At 35.7% G+C, this 17063-nt stretch carries 17 protein-coding genes; 13 read left to right on the top strand and 4 right to left on the bottom strand.

Translation table 11 applies throughout. From position 1 onward, the window contains the following. Window positions 1-339 (top strand): transposase (locus tag ACYFX0_RS24780; RefSeq protein ID WP_460271986.1); only part of this gene is annotated, 339 nt, incomplete at its 5' end. 269 nt (window positions 340-608) lie between these two features. Here the strand turns inward: ACYFX0_RS24780 and ACYFX0_RS24775 are convergent. Then, on the bottom strand, window positions 609-1454 hold the full coding sequence (locus ACYFX0_RS24775) for an MBL fold metallo-hydrolase (RefSeq protein ID WP_106081931.1): 846 nt from the start codon (window positions 1452-1454) through the stop codon (window positions 609-611). A gap of 503 nt (window positions 1455-1957) precedes the next feature. Here ACYFX0_RS24775 and ppsA point away from each other — a divergent pair. Further along, window positions 1958-4564: a phosphoenolpyruvate synthase gene (ppsA, locus tag ACYFX0_RS24770; protein ID WP_106081932.1), complete on the top strand. Its 2607-nt coding sequence runs from the start codon at window positions 1958-1960 to the stop codon at window positions 4562-4564. A gap of 51 nt (window positions 4565-4615) precedes the next feature. On the opposite strand, the gene ACYFX0_RS24765 is transcribed toward ppsA, so the two are convergent. Continuing rightward, window positions 4616-5233 (bottom strand): TetR/AcrR family transcriptional regulator, encoded by a 618-nt coding sequence (locus tag ACYFX0_RS24765; RefSeq protein ID WP_001205690.1) that lies wholly within the window; start codon window positions 5231-5233, stop codon window positions 4616-4618. A 171-nt stretch (window positions 5234-5404) separates the two neighbouring features. On the opposite strand from ACYFX0_RS24765, the gene ACYFX0_RS24760 reads away from it, so the two are divergent. Beyond that, window positions 5405-6586: a YhgE/Pip domain-containing protein gene (locus tag ACYFX0_RS24760; protein ID WP_460271985.1), complete on the top strand. Its 1182-nt coding sequence runs from the start codon at window positions 5405-5407 to the stop codon at window positions 6584-6586. Between the two features lie 104 nt (window positions 6587-6690). On the opposite strand, the gene ACYFX0_RS24755 is transcribed toward ACYFX0_RS24760, so the two are convergent. After that, window positions 6691-7197, bottom strand: a complete 507-nt coding sequence (locus ACYFX0_RS24755) for a GNAT family N-acetyltransferase (protein WP_098900500.1) — start codon at window positions 7195-7197, stop codon at window positions 6691-6693. Window positions 7198-7505: 308 nt separating this feature from the next. Between ACYFX0_RS24755 and ACYFX0_RS24750 the strand changes: the two genes are divergently transcribed. From ACYFX0_RS24750 to ACYFX0_RS24715, 8 genes are all read left to right on the top strand, one after another. After that, window positions 7506-7940 (top strand): ferritin-like domain-containing protein, encoded by a 435-nt coding sequence (locus ACYFX0_RS24750; protein WP_460271984.1) that lies wholly within the window; start codon window positions 7506-7508, stop codon window positions 7938-7940. 216 nt (window positions 7941-8156) lie between these two features. Beyond that, window positions 8157-8624 (top strand): DUF2691 family protein, encoded by a 468-nt coding sequence (locus ACYFX0_RS24745; protein ID WP_098900501.1) that lies wholly within the window; start codon window positions 8157-8159, stop codon window positions 8622-8624. Window positions 8625-8647: 23 nt separating this feature from the next. Beyond that, the gene (locus tag ACYFX0_RS24740; RefSeq protein WP_000440746.1) at window positions 8648-9163 is read left to right on the top strand and encodes a GNAT family N-acetyltransferase; all 516 of its coding nucleotides are present in this window, start codon (window positions 8648-8650) and stop codon (window positions 9161-9163) included. Further along, window positions 9164-10045 carry an aminoglycoside phosphotransferase family protein gene (locus tag ACYFX0_RS24735; protein ID WP_460271983.1) on the top strand — a complete coding sequence of 294 codons (882 nt, stop codon included), beginning with the start codon at window positions 9164-9166 and terminating at the stop codon, window positions 10043-10045. 108 nt (window positions 10046-10153) lie between these two features. After that, complete coding sequence (locus ACYFX0_RS24730) at window positions 10154-11482, top strand: YjiH family protein (RefSeq protein ID WP_106081934.1); 1329 nt, start codon at window positions 10154-10156, stop codon at window positions 11480-11482. Window positions 11483-11707: 225 nt separating this feature from the next. Then, window positions 11708-12295: a GNAT family N-acetyltransferase gene (locus tag ACYFX0_RS24725; protein WP_000402585.1), complete on the top strand. Its 588-nt coding sequence runs from the start codon at window positions 11708-11710 to the stop codon at window positions 12293-12295. 330 nt (window positions 12296-12625) lie between these two features. Continuing rightward, complete coding sequence (locus ACYFX0_RS24720; RefSeq protein ID WP_000662215.1) at window positions 12626-13258, top strand: YdcF family protein; 633 nt, start codon at window positions 12626-12628, stop codon at window positions 13256-13258. Window positions 13259-13556: 298 nt separating this feature from the next. Then, window positions 13557-14705 carry an acyl-CoA dehydrogenase family protein gene (locus ACYFX0_RS24715; RefSeq protein WP_106081935.1) on the top strand — a complete coding sequence of 383 codons (1149 nt, stop codon included), beginning with the start codon at window positions 13557-13559 and terminating at the stop codon, window positions 14703-14705. Window positions 14706-14920: 215 nt separating this feature from the next. On the opposite strand, the gene ACYFX0_RS24710 is transcribed toward ACYFX0_RS24715, so the two are convergent. After that, complete coding sequence (locus ACYFX0_RS24710) at window positions 14921-15391, bottom strand: DinB family protein (RefSeq protein WP_000991277.1); 471 nt, start codon at window positions 15389-15391, stop codon at window positions 14921-14923. Window positions 15392-15460: 69 nt separating this feature from the next. On the opposite strand from ACYFX0_RS24710, the gene ACYFX0_RS24705 reads away from it, so the two are divergent. Both ACYFX0_RS24705 and ACYFX0_RS24700 read left to right on the top strand, forming a co-directional pair. After that, window positions 15461-16168 (top strand): ArsR/SmtB family transcription factor, encoded by a 708-nt coding sequence (locus tag ACYFX0_RS24705; RefSeq protein ID WP_001103797.1) that lies wholly within the window; start codon window positions 15461-15463, stop codon window positions 16166-16168. A gap of 197 nt (window positions 16169-16365) precedes the next feature. After that, the gene (locus ACYFX0_RS24700; protein WP_000895107.1) at window positions 16366-17043 is read left to right on the top strand and encodes a copper homeostasis protein CutC; all 678 of its coding nucleotides are present in this window, start codon (window positions 16366-16368) and stop codon (window positions 17041-17043) included. Window positions 17044-17063: the final 20 nt, after the last annotated feature.

Genomic DNA, 17063 nt, shown 5'->3' with positions numbered 1-17063 from the left:
TTAGAGAAAGCATTGGAACGTTTACCTGAAACGCACCAGCTACTGATGCATTCGGATCAAGGATGGCATTATCAAATGAGACAATACGTCCGTACTCTTGAATCAAGAGCTATCGTCCAGAGTATGTCTCGAAAAGGCAACTGTTACGACAACGCAGTAATAGAAAATTTCTTTGGGATTATGAAATCGGAGTTCCTCTACATAAAAGAATTTGAAAATGTAGAGCACTTTAAAATAGAATTAGAAAAATATATAGATTATTATAATACGAAACGGATTAAGGCAAAATTAAAAATGAGCCCGGTACAATACCGGACTCACTTTTATCAAGCTGCCTAATGAAATAACCGTGTCTAACTTTTAGGGGTCACTTCATTATTATGACTGCTCTTTTTTATGGTAAGAAGTACAACCTGGGTAAGAAGCGGGCTTATACTACAGATAGTATTTGAGGAATATCGAGTTTTATTCACAAGGCGTAGTTCCATTCTAATAATAGAGATGTTGCCTAAGTACAGTGTTTTTTTATTAAACTTAATAATTTTTTCCGTTTTGATTTTGTTTCTTAAATATAAGAATAAAAAGTATTTTCATGCTTAATGTATCTTTTAGTCTACATATTTTCCATAATCGGGTAAAGCGATTTTATCAAATTCTTGAACGAGTGTTTTGAGGCTTGTTGATAGCAATTCACCCGACATCGGTATCCCATGTCCAGTAACAGCGGTTAGAGGCTTTAACTTCTCTAGCTTAATAACTGACTCTTTAGCGGCTTTCCAGTCTGTTGTTAAATAACGAGGCGGACCACTTATTTCCTGTTCTTGAGTTATTACTTTATACAGATACTCCTGTTTCACTGTAACAAAAGCGTCCCCAGCAATTAAAGTTCGTTCTTTTTCTCGGAATAATGAAATATGCCCTGGAGTATGTCCTGGTGTATGAATCCATCTAAACTCTGGCATATGGGGAACAGTTCCATCGGTAGGTAGCGCTTTTACGTTATTTCCTAAGTCAATTGGTTCGTTTGGGAACAGAGGAGACATTTTTGCTACCATACCACCTTCAACTGTAGGGTCTGGTTCTGGATAGCTTTGTTGTCCGGTCAGGAACGGTATCTCCATCTGATGTGCATAGACGGGAACATCCCAATACTTGATGAGTTCAATTATTCCCCCAACATGATCAAAATGGCCGTGAGTTAAAATAATGGCTTTTGGGCGACTATTGGTACCAAATCGATCCTCAGCGATAGAGATAATTTTATTTGCACATTTAGGCATTCCAGCATCAACTAAAACAAAATCATTGGTCTCAGGATTTCCAACAAAGCATATATTGACGATTTGAATCGTGTAACAAAATAAATCAGGCAATACTTCAATGCCATGACCACTTTCAATTGAAGTTGCTGGAATAAACTTGTAATCACTTCCATAATTCATTTCATTGTCCAATTTTTCTCCCCCTTAATATATTTTAATACGACATTATAGTTCCCTAATCTTGAAAATTCATTTTGGCGAATTTGAGAAAAGAATTAATGTGGGATTAAAAAACAATAATTTAGTCCTAGAATTAAGAGAGATTCATATCAATTTATATAAAGTGCAAACAGGAAATATTGATTTTACAATTGTAGTTTCTACTATTTTTTGAGGAGGGATTACGAGTTAATAAAAGATTCATCTGGATATTATAATGTAAGTTTATACAAAAATTACATAACAGTAGCTGATATAAATCCATTAAATAAGACGATTACTTGTATCGATGCTTTTCATAATCAAAGAATGTTTAAGTTTGGAGATATAATTGAAGTGAATTCGAGGGGATAAATAAAAAAGATTATCTCTTCCTAACTTAATTATATCATGTAAATCAAGTTCGAAATAGACTGTTTCTTCTCATTTACTACTGATACAATCAAGAACACAAGTAAAGTAAGGAGAGATGTTACATGAGTTCTTTCGTTCTCGATTTTCAGGAAATAGAAAACACGTACCTTTCACTTGTCGGTGGAAAAGGTTTGAATTTAGGGGAGTTATCCAACATTCAAGGGATACAAGTGCCAGAAGGATTTTGTGTTACAACGATAGGGTATGAAAAGGCCATCGAGCAAAATGAAGGGCTTCAAATTTTGTTGCAGCAGCTAACGATGCTAAAAATTGAGGAACGAGATCAAATTTGTGAAATTAGTAAGAAGATTAGAGAAGTCATTATGGCGGTGGAAATTCCAGTTGATGTAGTGGAATCAGTAGCTCATCATCTCTCTCGATTTGGCGATGAACATGCGTATGCAGTGCGTTCGAGTGCTACTGCTGAAGATTTACCGTATGCCTCGTTTGCTGGTCAACAAGATACGTATTTAAATATTATTGGAAAAGAAAGCATTTTGCAGCATATTAAAAAATGCTGGGCTTCTTTATTTACAGATCGAGCGGTTATATACCGAATGCAAAACGGTTTTGATCATAATCAAGTTTCTATATGTGTTGTCGTTCAAAAAATGGTTTTCCCTGTGGCTTCAGGGATTTTATTTACTGCCGATCCGATTACTTCGAATAGGAAGGTGTTGTCAATCGATGCCAGCTTTGGACTTGGCGAGGCGCTAGTATCTGGATTGGTTTCTGCCGATAATTATAAGGTAAAAGAAGATGAAATCGTCGGAAAGGTCATCGCAACGAAAAAATTAGCCATCTATGGACGAAAAGAAGGCGGAACAGAGACAAAGAAAATTGCTCCTAATCAGCAAAAAGTTCAAACACTTACTGAACAACAAATTTTACAACTAGCACGCATCGGAAGACAAATCGAAGTTTATTTTGGTTGTCCGCAAGATATTGAATGGTGTTTAGTTGATGATACATTTTATATAGTCCAAAGCAGGCCGATTACGACTTTATATCCAATTCCAGGAGTAAATGATGGGGAAAATCATGTGTATATATCGGTTGGTCACCAACAAATGATGACCGATGCGATGAAACCACTTGGGTTATCTTTTTTCTTGTTAACGACTAGTGCCCCTATGCGTAAAGCGGGAGGCAGGTTATTTGTTGATGCTACGCAACAATTAGCTTTACCTGCTAGCAGAGATTACTTAATAAACACTTTAGGAAAATCGGATCCACTCGTAAGAGATGCATTAACGACTATAATCGAGCGAGATGATTTTATTCAATTGTTACCGGATGATGAAAAAGGAAAGAGTGCTAGTAAAAGTAAGCAACCTGCAAGTTCGCAAACAGAAATCGAAAATAATACGGCAATCGTTACGAATTTAATACAGAATAGTCAAGAATCGATCGAAGAGTTAAAACGAAACATGCAAACGAAATCAGGTGTGGATGTATTTGATTTTATTTTGCAAGACATCCAGCAATTAAAGAAAGTATTATTTAACCCGCAAAGTATAGCTGTTATTATGGCTGGTATGAATGCTTCAACATGGATGAATGAAAAGATGGAGCAATGGCTAGGTGAAAAAAATGCAGCAGATACACTTTCTCAATCCGTACAAAATAATATTACTTCAGAAATGGGTTTAGCATTATTAGATGTTGCAGATGTGATTCGGCCGTATCCAGAAGTCATTGCGTATTTACAGCATGTAGAAGATGACAGCTTTTTAGATGAATTAGTTCAGTTTAAAGGCGGGGAAAAAGTTCGGGATGCAATCGAGGCGTTTCTAAGCAAATATGGAATGAGATGCAGCGGAGAAATCGACATTACGAAAACGCGCTGGAGTGAAAAGCCAACAATCATTATCCCGATGATTTTAAATAATATAAGAGACTTTGAAGCTGGCGCTAGTAAACGAAAGTTTGAAGAAGGACTACAGGAAGCTTTGAAAAAAGAAGAAGAGTTAGTAGATCGATTACAAGACTTGCCGGATGGAAAACAAAAAGTAGAAGAAACGAAGCGAATGATTCGCAACATCCGTAATTGTATCGGTTATCGTGAATATCCAAAATACGGCATGATTAATCGTTATTTTATATATAAGCAGGCGTTATTGAAAGAAGCTAAGCAACTTGTGCAGAGCGGGGTCATTCATGAAGTCGATGATATATACTACTTAACTTTTGAAGAACTTCACGAAGTCGTCCGCACAAATAAACTAGATTACGTGCTTATTCATAAGCAAAAAAATGAGTACAAATTATATGAAAAACTAACGCCGCCGCGAGTTATGACGTCTGATGGAGAAATCATTACAGGTAAATATAAACGAGAAAATCTCCCAGCTGAAGCAATAGTAGGTTTGCCTGTTTCTTCTGGAGTGATTGAGGGGAGAGCACGCGTTATTTTAAATATGGAAGACGCGAATTTGGAAGAGGGAGATATATTAGTTACGGCATTTACCGATCCTGGCTGGACACCTTTGTTTGTTTCTATAAAAGGGTTAGTAACAGAAGTCGGTGGGCTTATGACGCACGGAGCAGTAATTGCACGTGAGTATGGATTACCAGCAGTCGTCGGAGTAGAGAATGCTACGAAACGAATAAAAGACGGTCAACGAATTCGGATACATGGAACAGAAGGGTATATTGAAGTGTTGTAAGTAAAAGAGCATCCACTATTATAGTGGATGCTCTTTTATTATATAGCTGACTTATTTCTTTAAACCAGCCGCATAAAAAGGTCCATGAACTGCAATAGTTGATAAAAAGCGAGCAATCTCCTCAGGTGTTTCTTTTTGTCCATTATTTAACCATTGCTGTATGACACCTATATGTGCAGATGCCATATAAGAAGTTAAGTATTCGCTTGGAACAAGTAAATTTTCCTTATTAATGAGAGGACCATTCGTATCTTCAAATAATGTTTTCCACATAAAATCTTTCAGTTTTGTTTGGAAAGATAAATCTCCATTTGGGCTAAGCACAGCTCTCATAAAATCACTATTTTCATTTAGAAATTCAAGAATAGAAGTGATAAGTATAAATGGCATTGTTGGAGAAGGATTTGTTCCAAGATCAGCAATAACTTCCGGGAATTTCTGTTTGGCAATTTTAGAAAACTCGTACATAATGTCTTCTTGGCATTTTGTCATTAAATCAAATTTATCTTGATAGTGCGCATAGAAAGTACCGCGATTAATGTTTGCTTTCGTTGTAATATCTTTCACTGTAATGGCGTCAAAACCTTTTTCTTCAATTAGCTCCACCAATGCATTTCGTATGGCGGTTTTCGTACGAACAACACGCAAATCTAAATTGCTATCGCGCAACGCATGTCCCTCCTTAATTTTACTCAACACATTTAGAAAATGTGTCTTATAACCGACACATTCCCGATTTTTGATTATTGTATATGGTTCAACTCGAACATATAATTCAAAATATAAATAAACAACACGTTGTTGATTATTATAAATCAAATTAAAGGAGGAAAAAAGAAAATGTTTAAAAATAAACTTTTATTTTTATCACCAGTTATTGCACTGCTTGTTGTTTTTATTTTTTCATTAACGTTATTTCCAACTGTTCAACCGCAGCCGAAAAACTTGCCAATTGCAATTGTAAATGAGGATCAAGGTGTAGAAATTCCAAATCAACCGAAAATGAATATGGGGCAAACAATTGTTGATACGGTGAAAAAATCATCGAAATCAGTTGAAGAACCTGCGGTAAAGTGGGTAGAAGTGAAGAATAAGGAAGCAGTTCAAAAAGGGCTAAATAATAAAGAGTATTATGCAGCGTTAGTCATTCCGAAAGAATTTAGTGCAAAACAAGCATCGTTACGAACACCACAGCCATCTTCACCTGAGATAGAAATATATATTAATCAAGGAATGAATACGGCTGCATCAACTATGGTAGGGCAAATATTACAGGCGATCGTTGATAATATGAACAATACTGTTCGTACACAAATATTAGAAGGGTTGAAAACAAAAGGAGCTACTGTAACAACAGACCAAGCTGAGAAATTAGTAACACCTATTGTAAAGAACGTGAAAAATGTGAATGAGGTCGGCAAAAATAGTGCGAACGGTAACTCACCAATATCATTGTTCCAACCGTTATGGATTGCAAGTTTAGCTAGTGCAGCGATTATTTTTATTGCGATTAGTAAAATGCCAGTAAGCTCAAGAAAAGAAAACTTTCTGTTAAAAGTAAAACAAATCGTAACAGGGGCTATTGCGACACTTGTAATTGGGTTTGGTCTTACATGGATTGCAGATGGGATGGTAGGGTTAAATATTTCGAACTTCACGGATACAGCTCTATTCTTATCTATTACTTCTTTTAGTTTCTTCTTAATGATATCTGCGGTACTTTCATTAGTTGGGCTAAAAGGAATCGGTTTATTCGCTTTATTACTATTCTTCGGGGCGCCGTTATTATCGTTAGCACCTGAGATGTTGTCTCCGTTTTATCAAGACTGGGTTTACTCATGGTTACCAATGAAATTTATGATTGAAGGCCTAAGAGAAATCTTCTTCTTCGGAAAAGGATTAAGCTGGAATACACCTGTTACTGTACTCGTTTGGATTGGTATAGTAAGTATGGTTACTATATTAGCAACTACATTCAAACGTAGTGTAGTAAAAGGGCATAAAACAGAATTGAACGCTTAAAAAAAGCCGTTTCACTAAATTAGTGAAACGGCTTTTTTGTGATGAAATCTAAAAGCTGAAGAATGAGTATCTGCTGTTGTCGCCTTAGAATTAAGTCGGAATCTCTAAAAATCGCGTACGTTCCAAACAATCTCACCACGTTCATCATCCCACGTACTGTGATGACGCTTAAATCCTATCTTTTCTAGTACCCGGAGTGAAGCGATATTCCAAGCGCCTACAGTCGACCAAAGTCTATGGCGCCCAGTAGCAATCGCAGCGTCCAGTACAACGGATGCCGCCTCAGTTGCATAACCTTTATCATGGGCGCTGCGGAACAACTCGTATGCAATCTCCGGCTCTTCAAGTGTGGAACGACCGATAATTAAGCCGCAGTATCCGATGAAATCGCCTTCATTGCGCCTTCGAATAGTGAGAAGGGAAATGCCATTTTCCTCTGCCTTCTTGCGCATCTCAATGAGCCGGTTACGAACGGAATCAACGGCTGGAATGTCCACACCACGTTCGCCAATTAATTTGCTCAGCCAAACGGAATCGGATTCCTCCCACATACTAAGCTCAAGTCTTTCGGTTTTCAGCTGGAAGGCCATAGGTTTAAATAAAGATGGCATAGTGGTACCTCCTAGTTATATGACTGGATTCATAATAGCTTCGCATCTCAACACCACATCTGGTTGGAAACCTGATTCATTCGCGAATTTATAGCAACAGCGTACAAAAAAATAGTGATATTTTATCCGCTATTTGCCGTGTAGTAAAATCCCCATTGATTATAGTTTCACTTTATGAATAAGCAATTCCTTTGCAAAATAGACCCTTTTCTCAAACTTTACTTTCAATCTAAAGTCGTCCCGTTATATACACAGGCTCCTACTATTTCTAAATGCATAAATGTTAAGCGAAAGTATGGAGGGATACGATGTATAATTCGAATTATTATGATTGGTATAGACAAAATGATAAGTTGATTAGTGATATTGAAAAAGCTATAAACGGAGAGTATAGCGCTATAAGCTGCTATGCAAAATTAGCGAATATGGCTCCAAATCAAGTAGAACAAAAACAAATTCTTGAAATTCGTAATGATGAAATAAAGCATTTTCACAACTTTGTACAAATTTATACGAGTTTAACTGGTAGGCAGCCAAAACCACAAATTACTGAAGACTGCCCAAATACGTATTTACAAGGATTAGAGTTCGCTATACAAGATGAACAAAAAACAGTAGATTTTTATTTGGAAATTTCAGATGAGACATCGGATGCATATCTGAAAGAGTTGTTGCGGAGAATAGCTGCGGATGAACAAAATCATGCAGTATGGTTTTTATATTACTTCGTGAAGTCGAAGTGAGCATTAAGAATGAACGACTGATGTGGTGCATATATTAAAAAATATTTTAAAACGTAGTGCAACAATTGAATGAAATATTTAAATGTAAGCAGAAGGAAACCGTTTCGCTAGTAGTGGAGCGGTTTTTTTATGATGTACATATGTATCGACAAAATATAGTAATTACATTTGATATATAATGTATGAAATGAAAATGAATAAGTTAGGAGCAAGTATATGAAAAGAGGGATTACAGTAGATATTCTAGATGGATATGATAATTTACTTTGGAAAGTATTAAAGCCAATTGATATTACTGTATTTGATTGGCAAGTCATGGGAAGGGAGGAAGCTTATATAATAATAGGGAATGAATTAGGTTCAGAATTATTTTCAGAAGATAACGAGATCATGGAAGGATTAGAATTAAAAAAGCTAATAAAAGATAACATATATTATCTTTTATTTTTAGATTTAAAAGCATGTCCAAAAGGAGAGGTACTAGGAGAAATTGCAACATTTGAAGAATTTAAGGAGAGTAAGTGTGAAGTAGTCGTATTAGTAGCGGATGGTGAGTATATACAAATTTATGCGAAAAACCAAGAAGAGATTGAAATGATGTATGAAAACGCAGTGAATCAAGGATTTTATGTAGAATATATTACAGATGAAAATGATGGAAGGACGCATTTGTCAGTATGGTAGCAATTTGAAAGGGGAACGGCAATATGGAGAGAAATATAAGTAAAGAACATGAAATTCGAATTGCTACTGAAATTGAAAGTGATAGTATTCTCCTTTTATTAAAAGAAGTAGCGCAATGGCTACAATATAAAGAAGTGGATCAGTGGCAGTATCTTTTAGGAGAGGAAGCTACGGCTGAAATACTAGAATGTATAAGAGAAAAATATACATATGTTGTTCTGAAAGAAGATGAAATAGTTGGTACGGTTACAGTTTCTCCTAAACAAAATGAATGGGATGAACATATTTTTGGTAAAGAGGAAGTTTCTAATTCATTATATATTCATAGATTTGCGGTGAAACGGAAGTATAAGGGAAATGGAATAGGCGAATGGATTTTACAGTGGGTAGAAGAGAATGTGCAATGTGATAAAGAGTATTTGAAGTTAGATTGTGTGGGGCATAATCGTACGTTGAATGATTTTTATAAGAAAAATGGTTTTGAATATGTTGGAAGTACGGATGGGCTTAGTAAGTTTCAAAAGAAAAGGAGAATGTGAATGCATCTAATTAATGTAAGTTTAGTTGAAAAGTTAATACAGGAACAGTTTCCCGAATGGGCCCATTTAGAAGTGAAACCTGTAAAGTTTAGTGGGCATGATAATAGGACGTTTCACTTAGGGGATGAGATGAGTGTAAGATTGCCAAGTGATGTGGCATATGCACCGCAAGTAGAGAAAGAAAATAAGTGGTTACCACTATTAAGTAAGAGGCTTTCTTTACCGATTTCTACCCCACTTGCGAAAGGAAATCCGTCTGAAGCGTATCCATTGCCTTGGTCTATTAATAAGTGGATAGAGGGGGAAACAGTTACGAAACAAAACGTTCGTGATTTAAATGAATTTGCAGCGGATTTAGGATCTTTTTTAGTAGAATTGCAATCTATTGATGCGAGTAACGGATCTTTAGCTGGAACACATAATTTTTACCGGGGCGGACTTATATCGGTATATGATGAAGAGGCGAGAGTTGCTATTGAAAATAATAAGGATGTTTTTGACGAGGCATTATTAAAGCACCTTTGGAATGTAGCACTTAGTTCAACATGGGACCGTAAGCCAGTTTGGGTTCATGGAGATGTAGCGCCAGGGAATTTACTCGTTAAAGATGGAAAGCTTTGTGCTGTAATTGATTTTGGTATTTTAGGAGTAGGAGATCCTGCATGTGATGCGGCGATGGCTTGGACATTTTTTGATGAAAATAGTAGAAACGTATTTAAAGAAGTGTTACGTATGGACGAAGAAACATGGAATAGAGCGAGAGGATGGGCACTTTGGAAGGCGTTAATTACATATGACGCAAATAAGGATAGTAATGAGAGGGTGGCAGAAGAATCTTATCGTATCATTCAAGTGATTGTGGATGATTATAAAGGGGAATAGAAAAGCCTATTTCAAAATAGGTTTTTTCATATGATTAAATAGTAGAAACGGAAAGAAGGAATATAACATAATTATACAGAATATTTAGATAATAGGAGGTGTCGAATTTTGAGTGAAATTGAATTAAAGAGCAATATAATTAAGGCAGGGCGAGAGAAGGGGATTATTCTCCGGTTTATACTTGCTAGTCTCGTTGGAGTGTTTATGTTTTTCGTTCCTGTTACGATAAACGGTGCATCGTCTATTATGATTGATCACATCGTATCGTGGATTAGGGCTTCGGTTCCTGACGTAGTACCTTATTATGCATTATTTGTTATGGCAATTGGTGCGATTTATCCATTTTATACGAAGAAATGGAATGCATCTATCGTAGACATTTGTTTTTCTATTTTAAAAGTAGTTGGCGTTGTTTTTGGCATATTATATTGTTTAAAAGTAGGACCAGCTTGGTTCTTTGCGCCAGATGTTGGACCGTTTTTGTATGAGAAGCTAGTCATATCAGTAAGTTTGCTCGTTCCAATTGGCTCGGCGTTTTTAGCGTTATTAGTCGGATATGGATTGCTTGAATTTATCGGTACATTTTGTCGTCCGATTATGAGGCCATTATGGAATACGCCGGGGAGATCGGCAATCGATGCAGTTGCGTCCTTCGTTGGAAGTTATTCGCTTGCTCTCCTTATTACGAATCGCGTGTATAAAGAAGGAAAGTATACGACAAAAGAAGCGGCGATTATCGCTACAGGATTTTCTACAGTATCCGCTACATTTATGATCATCATCGCAAAAACATTAGATATTATGCATTTATGGAATGTTTATTTTTGGACTACGCTTGTTGTAACATTCATCGTGACTGCTATCACCGTAAGAATCCCACCCCTCAGTAGAAAACCAGATACATATGTAACAGAAGAAGGGTTCCCAGAGCCTGTTTATAAAGAGAAAATGTTGGAACGTGCTTGGGAAGATGCGTTAGAAGTATCAAAGTCTGCACCGAGCATTATGAAAAATATTGCAGTGAATTTAAAAGACGGATTTATTATGACAATGGGAATTTTACCATCCATTATGTCAGTAGGATTAATTGGTATCGTCTTAGCGAAGTTCACGCCAATATTTGATTGGATCAGTTATATTTTCTATCCGTTTACATGGCTATTACAATTACCGGAAGCAGACTTAGCTGCTAAAGCGGCATCCGTTGGTATTGCAGAAATGTTTTTACCGTCATTATTAGTTGTAAGTGCGCCACTTGTGACAAAGTTTGTCATTGCAGTTGTTTCCGTATCATCTATACTGTTTTTCTCCGCTTCAATTCCTTGTATATTATCAACAGATATTCCGTTAAAAGTATCTGAACTTATTATTCTGTATGTGCAGAGAACGATTTTAACGTTACTTATTATTACGCCGATTGCTTATTTGTTGCTTTGAACTATAATGTAAGTTCTAAATATATGACGTTTACTAACTTGTGTAAATGAATATTTATTGTAAAATCGTAGGTAGTGCAAAATTATAAGTGCGATGCTTGAATAAAGGCATCGCATTTTTTATTTTTAGATGTACTATATGTTTATGGTATTAATTTATTTTTATGTATATATTAATAAAAGGATGTTAATGATATGATATAGTAACAACAAAGGGGGCTTAAAAATGGAAATTATTCACGAAAGAGCAAAGTTGCGGTTAATGGATAATACTGATGTCGAAACTTTGTTTTCGATTGTAGAAGGAAATCGGGATATTTGGGCGTATTTAATCTCTAAAATGGATAGTGTGCAAGATATGCAACAATACGTTCAAAAAGCGATAAAGGGTTACGGAAGAGGTACTCAAATACCTTTCATAGTCGTAGATCAACAGTCGAATAAGATTGTAGGAAGTACACGTTTATATAATATTTCAGTAGAAGATAAGACAGTTGAGTTAGGGCAAACGTGGTATCATCCGAGTGTACAACGTACGAGTATAAATACAGAGTGTAAGTATATGCTTCTTCAGTATGCTTTTGAAAAATTGCATATGCTGAGAGTGCAAATTAAGACGGATGCAAGAAATGAAAAAGCACAACGAGCAATTGAAAGGTTAGGCGCAGTAAAAGAGGGTGTGCTTCGAAATGAAAGAAAATTACCGAATGGTTATGTGAGAGATGCGGTGGTGTACAGTATTATCTCGAGTGAATGGCCAGGCGTAAAAGAACAATTGTTAGAAAAATTAGAGTTGTATAAAGAAAAGTTATAATTCGTGTTTTGAAAGGTATATTGTTCGTGAGATATGAAAAATATACCTTTTTTCTTACAAAATGCTACTTTATTTTAATTCCTTTTGTTTCATCGTTCCCTTCTGAGAAAAAATTCGTTACAATGTAGTTGTATGGTAATAAACTTATGAATTTAAAAAATGTAATGAAAACCGCAAATGAAAATGAATTGATAATCCTCAATTTTAAATGAAAACCCTTTTATACATAAATAACAAGTAAAGTTCCTTCTTTTTAAATAAACTCAAACAAAACGATTTGATATAAATGTTTTTTATAGAAGTATGGATGATGTACGGAGGCAATTACAAATGAAAGAAAATAAGAAGAGTAAGAAAAGACGAATCTTTCAAGTATTTTTACTAATGATTTGTTCTGCTATTTTATATGTAAGTTATGCAGCTTACGATATTTGGAGTTATCGTTTTAAAGCAAATGATGACGTGAAAACGGATGCTGGTATCGTACTAGGAGCAGCTTCATGGAACGGAAAACCATCTCCTGTATTTAAAGAAAGAATTAATCATGCGATTTCTTTATATAAGAACGGAAATATTAAAAAGATTATTTTTACAGGTGGTACAAAGTTCGAGGCAGAACTTGAGGAAGCACGTACTGCAAGAGTATATGCAATGAAACAAGGTGTAAAAGAGGAAGATATTTTAATTGAAACTAAATCCCTTTTCACTGAAGAAAATTTAAAAAATGCGAAGCAAGTTGGAATAGAGAACGGCATACAAACATACACGATTGTAAGTGATCCACTTCATATGAAACGCGCAATGAGAATCGCAAAACATATTAATATTGAAGCGTATGCTTCACCAACGCCGACATCAGCATATAAAACGTTAGATACAGAAATACCATTCTTCTTTAAAGAATTATTCTCGTATATTGGATATGTAACCTCTTTGCCGTTAAAAGCATTGAAGGGAGACTAATAAGAAAAGAACCTATCGTTAAATAGGAACTTTTCTTATTAGTCAAAAACATTGTATTTTTATCGGAATAGTGAAACAATAGAGAGGTAGCTTCATACAATCATAATGACAAAATGAACGGTTTATGAATCGAGCATAAAGTGAAACTTTAATCAGTGGGTGGGTTTCCCACTGATTATTAGTTGAACCAATCGGGCGTTTACGGGCAGTTGATCTCCCACCTAACTTCCTTTGCTTCACCTGAATTTTTAGGTGGGAGTTTTACTGCCCGTTAATGCGGGATAAAGGAGATTATAGTATGGCACTCTCATTTGTTGAAACAGAAGAACAGTCTTTAATTATTGAGAAAATAAATAAATCGATTCCGAAGTTCATGGAAAGGGAGCATCAGCTAAGTGAATTAGGATCATTTCCGTATGAAAATATAAATGATTTGAAAGATATCGGATATACGAAATTAACGTTACCGAAGGAATTTGGTGGTAGTGCCATTTCTTTATATGACTTCGTTTTATTTCAAGAGAAAATCGCGGAAGGCTGTGGAGCTACTGCATTATCGATTGGCTGGCATCTTGGCATTGTGAAGGAGCTAGCGGAAAATCGCTCTTGGAATGATGAGATGTTCAAATGGTTTTGCGAAGAAGTACGTAATGGTGCGCTCTTTAACAGGGCAGCAACAGAACCGAAAACAGGGAGTCCGACGCGTGGCGGCAAACCAGAAACAATAGCGGTTCAACAAGGCGAGAAGTGGGTTATAAATGGAAGAAAAACTTTTACAACGATGGCGCCAGTACTTGATTATTTTATTGTTTCAGCAAGTATGGAAGGCCAAGAAGAAGTTGGTGAGTTTGTTATTCCAAGAAATACACTCGGTGTATCTATTGAAGAAACGTGGGATAGCGTTGCAATGCGAGGGACTGCTAGCCACGACCTTGTCTTACAAAATGTAGAGATAGACAACCGCTTTTTTACGGATGTAAAAGGCGGGAAAGTGAAACAAAAGGGTATTGGCTGGTTGCTACATATACCAGCATGTTATTTAGGAATTGCACAATCAGCAAGAAATTATGCAGTTCAGTTTGCGGGATCATACAAACCAAATAGTTTAAACCATTCTATTAGTTTATTACCGAATGTTAGAAGATTAGTTGGAGAATTAGAACTTGAGCTTATGCAAGCTCGTGTCTTTTTATATCAAATTGCGAAAAAGTACGATGAGGCAGAAGATAAACTATCACTGCAAGAAGAATTAGCAGCCGTGAAATATGCTGTAACAAATGCGGCGATATCCATAGTGGATAAATCAATGCGCATCGTAGGAGCAAAAAGTTTATCAGAAAAAAATCCGCTCCATCGTTACTATTTAAACGTCAGAGCAGGATTACACAATCCACCGATGGATGATGCAACATTGTCTATGCTGGCGGATGCGGCGTTTCGGTCGTAGTTTTTAAAGCTTATATTTTATTGTTTATGGATAAAATAGTTGTTTTGAAAGCACGGGTTTGATTAGTGATCAAATCCGTGCTTTTTATGTGTATGAAGTACTTGGTTGAGATGTAGGTTTTTAATATAAATGATTATCATGGTTTTGTGATTGTTTCTTGTTGAAAAATTCTTGTTGTAATGCCAGTTTGAAGGCTGTATAAACATTTTTCGTATTTAATCCCAAATTAATGGTCTTTCTAAGTTTATCATTCGTAAATATTGTAAAAATTGACCTGCATGGACCGCATCATGATAGGCAATTCGTAATAGCATGTCTCCTAAATATCTTTGATAGCCAACATCGCTTCGATCGATAAGGGTTGAATCTAGCTCTGCTATGTTTATGGATTGAACATACTCTATGAAGTCAGTAAAGTATGATTGTGCCAATTCAATTTCTTTTTTTACACAAGTAATTGGCTCTTCATCATACGGGAAATGTATATCATTTATTGAGCCGTTGTTTTTTAAAATCATATGATAGTAAAAAGTTGAGCTCCATACGTGACGAATCATCTCACCAAAAGAAATAGCCTCATTATCAGGCCTCCAATTAAGAAAATTATCGGGAAGAGAATTCCATAATTTTTCTGAGCGCCTTCTCGTCTCTTTCAAATTTAATATACTAAGATCAATTGCATTCATAATAAATTCTTCTTTACTATTAAACTTAAAATAATTGTATCAATTTAACAGTTAGGGTATCATCGAAATATGAATGTATATCCGAATATCTCATATATAGCTAAACTAATTGCTGAACCTACAAGAGCAATCATCTTAGATTGTCTAATGAATAATCAGGCACTACCTGCTAGCGAATTGGCTTATATGGCAAAAGTGTCACATCCAACAATTAGTTCTCATCTTTCTAAATTAGTAGAGGGGAATCTACTTACAGTTGAACAACATGGTAGACATCGTTATTATCGACTTGCTAATCAAGAAGTTGCAGAAGTGCTTGAAAAGTTAGAGACAATCGCACCAACAGTTCAAGTTCGCTCTTTAAAACAATCAGGTCAACTAAAACAAATTCGTTATGCTCGAACTTGTTATGATCATCTTGCAGGCAAACTCGGTGTAGAGATAACTGAAAAATTACTAGATAGGAAATTTATAATTTTAGGGGATGGAGAATACATTGTAACAGAACAAGGTAAACAATGGTTTCTGAATTTTGGAATAAATGTTGATGAGGCAGATACAAAAAGGAGGGTATTTGCAAAACCTTGCCTTGATTGGAGTGAACGGCGTTACCATATTTCTGGTTGGCTAGGGTCTGCAATTGCAAAACTGCTTTTTGAACAAGGATGGATTACGAAAACGGATAAGAACCGAGCTGTCCATCTTACAAAGAAAGGTGTAAAGTTATTGGAAGATCAATTAGGCATTGATATGAAAACTGAGGAAAGAAAAGCTTGAAATTAGAAAAGTCCGTCAAAATGACGGGCTTTTTCATTATGGTAGGAGTGTACATGAATAATAGGATGTTACCAATAATCGTTGCCAATAAAAAATCTTTCTTTTCATTCTTCTTTTTTAAGTTTTAAAGGAGAAAGCTAGGCTTCTTATTTTTACTAATGTTATAATAAGAAAAAAGCACGAAAAGAGGTCATCTCATGTTAGAGGTTATTGCAACATGTTTAGAAGATGTAAAACGAATTGAAAGCGCTGGCGGGAAGCGGATTGAATTAATTTCATCTTATACAGAAGGTGGTTTAACACCAAGTTATGCTTTTATAAAAAAAGCGGTAGAAGCGGTGAGTATACCAATTCATGTTATGATTCGTCCGCATGCGAAGTCTTTTACATATACGGAAGAAGAAATTGAAATGATGAAAGAAGATATTATAGTTGCGCAGAAGTTAGGAGCAGCTGGTGTAGTATTAGGCGTATTAAACGAACAAAATGAAGTAGATGAAGAGAAATTAGCGGATTTACTATCTGTTGTAGATGGAATGAATGTAACGTACCACCGTGCGATAGATGATATAGAAAATCCAGTAGAAGCGATGAGAACTTTAAAGAAGTTTCATAAAGTAACTCACGTTTTAACTTCAGGTGGACAAGGAGATATTGTAGACAATATTCCGGTGCTTACAGAAATGCAAAAAGTAAGTGATGGTCAAATTCAGCTTGTAGCTGGAGCTGGCGTGACGAAAGAAAATATAAAGCGATTGCTAGATGAAACTGGAATTTCGCAAGCACATGTCGGTACAGCGGTAAGAGAAGCAAAATCATGTTTTTCTGAAATAGATCCTAATGTAGTACAAGAACTAGTTGAAATAATAAAATAAGTGCTTAAGAAAGAGGAGAA

This window comes from Bacillus sp. NEAU-Y102 (assembly GCF_054788175.1).
Note: the sequence above shows the minus strand (reverse complement) of the source record. Positions and strands in the feature narration are given on the sequence as shown.

Bases quoted from the DNA above. Each gene is read 5' to 3' on its own strand.
- ppsA (WP_106081932.1), top strand. From the start codon at position 1,958: ATGAGTTCTTTCGTTCTCGATTTTCAGGAAATAGAAAACACGTACCTT.
- ACYFX0_RS24760 (WP_460271985.1), top strand. From the start codon at position 5,405: ATGTTTAAAAATAAACTTTTATTTTTATCACCAGTTATTGCACTGCTT.
- ACYFX0_RS24755 (WP_098900500.1), bottom strand. From the start codon at position 7,197: ATGCCATCTTTATTTAAACCTATGGCCTTCCAGCTGAAAACCGAAAGA.
- ACYFX0_RS24750 (WP_460271984.1), top strand. From the start codon at position 7,506: ATGTATAATTCGAATTATTATGATTGGTATAGACAAAATGATAAGTTG.
- ACYFX0_RS24745 (WP_098900501.1), top strand. From the start codon at position 8,157: ATGAAAAGAGGGATTACAGTAGATATTCTAGATGGATATGATAATTTA.
- ACYFX0_RS24740 (WP_000440746.1), top strand. From the start codon at position 8,648: ATGGAGAGAAATATAAGTAAAGAACATGAAATTCGAATTGCTACTGAA.
- ACYFX0_RS24735 (WP_460271983.1), top strand. From the start codon at position 9,164: ATGCATCTAATTAATGTAAGTTTAGTTGAAAAGTTAATACAGGAACAG.
- ACYFX0_RS24725 (WP_000402585.1), top strand. From the start codon at position 11,708: ATGGAAATTATTCACGAAAGAGCAAAGTTGCGGTTAATGGATAATACT.
- ACYFX0_RS24720 (WP_000662215.1), top strand. From the start codon at position 12,626: ATGAAAGAAAATAAGAAGAGTAAGAAAAGACGAATCTTTCAAGTATTT.
- ACYFX0_RS24715 (WP_106081935.1), top strand. From the start codon at position 13,557: ATGGCACTCTCATTTGTTGAAACAGAAGAACAGTCTTTAATTATTGAG.
- ACYFX0_RS24710 (WP_000991277.1), bottom strand. From the start codon at position 15,391: ATGAATGCAATTGATCTTAGTATATTAAATTTGAAAGAGACGAGAAGG.
- ACYFX0_RS24705 (WP_001103797.1), top strand. From the start codon at position 15,461: ATGAATGTATATCCGAATATCTCATATATAGCTAAACTAATTGCTGAA.
- ACYFX0_RS24700 (WP_000895107.1), top strand. From the start codon at position 16,366: ATGTTAGAGGTTATTGCAACATGTTTAGAAGATGTAAAACGAATTGAA.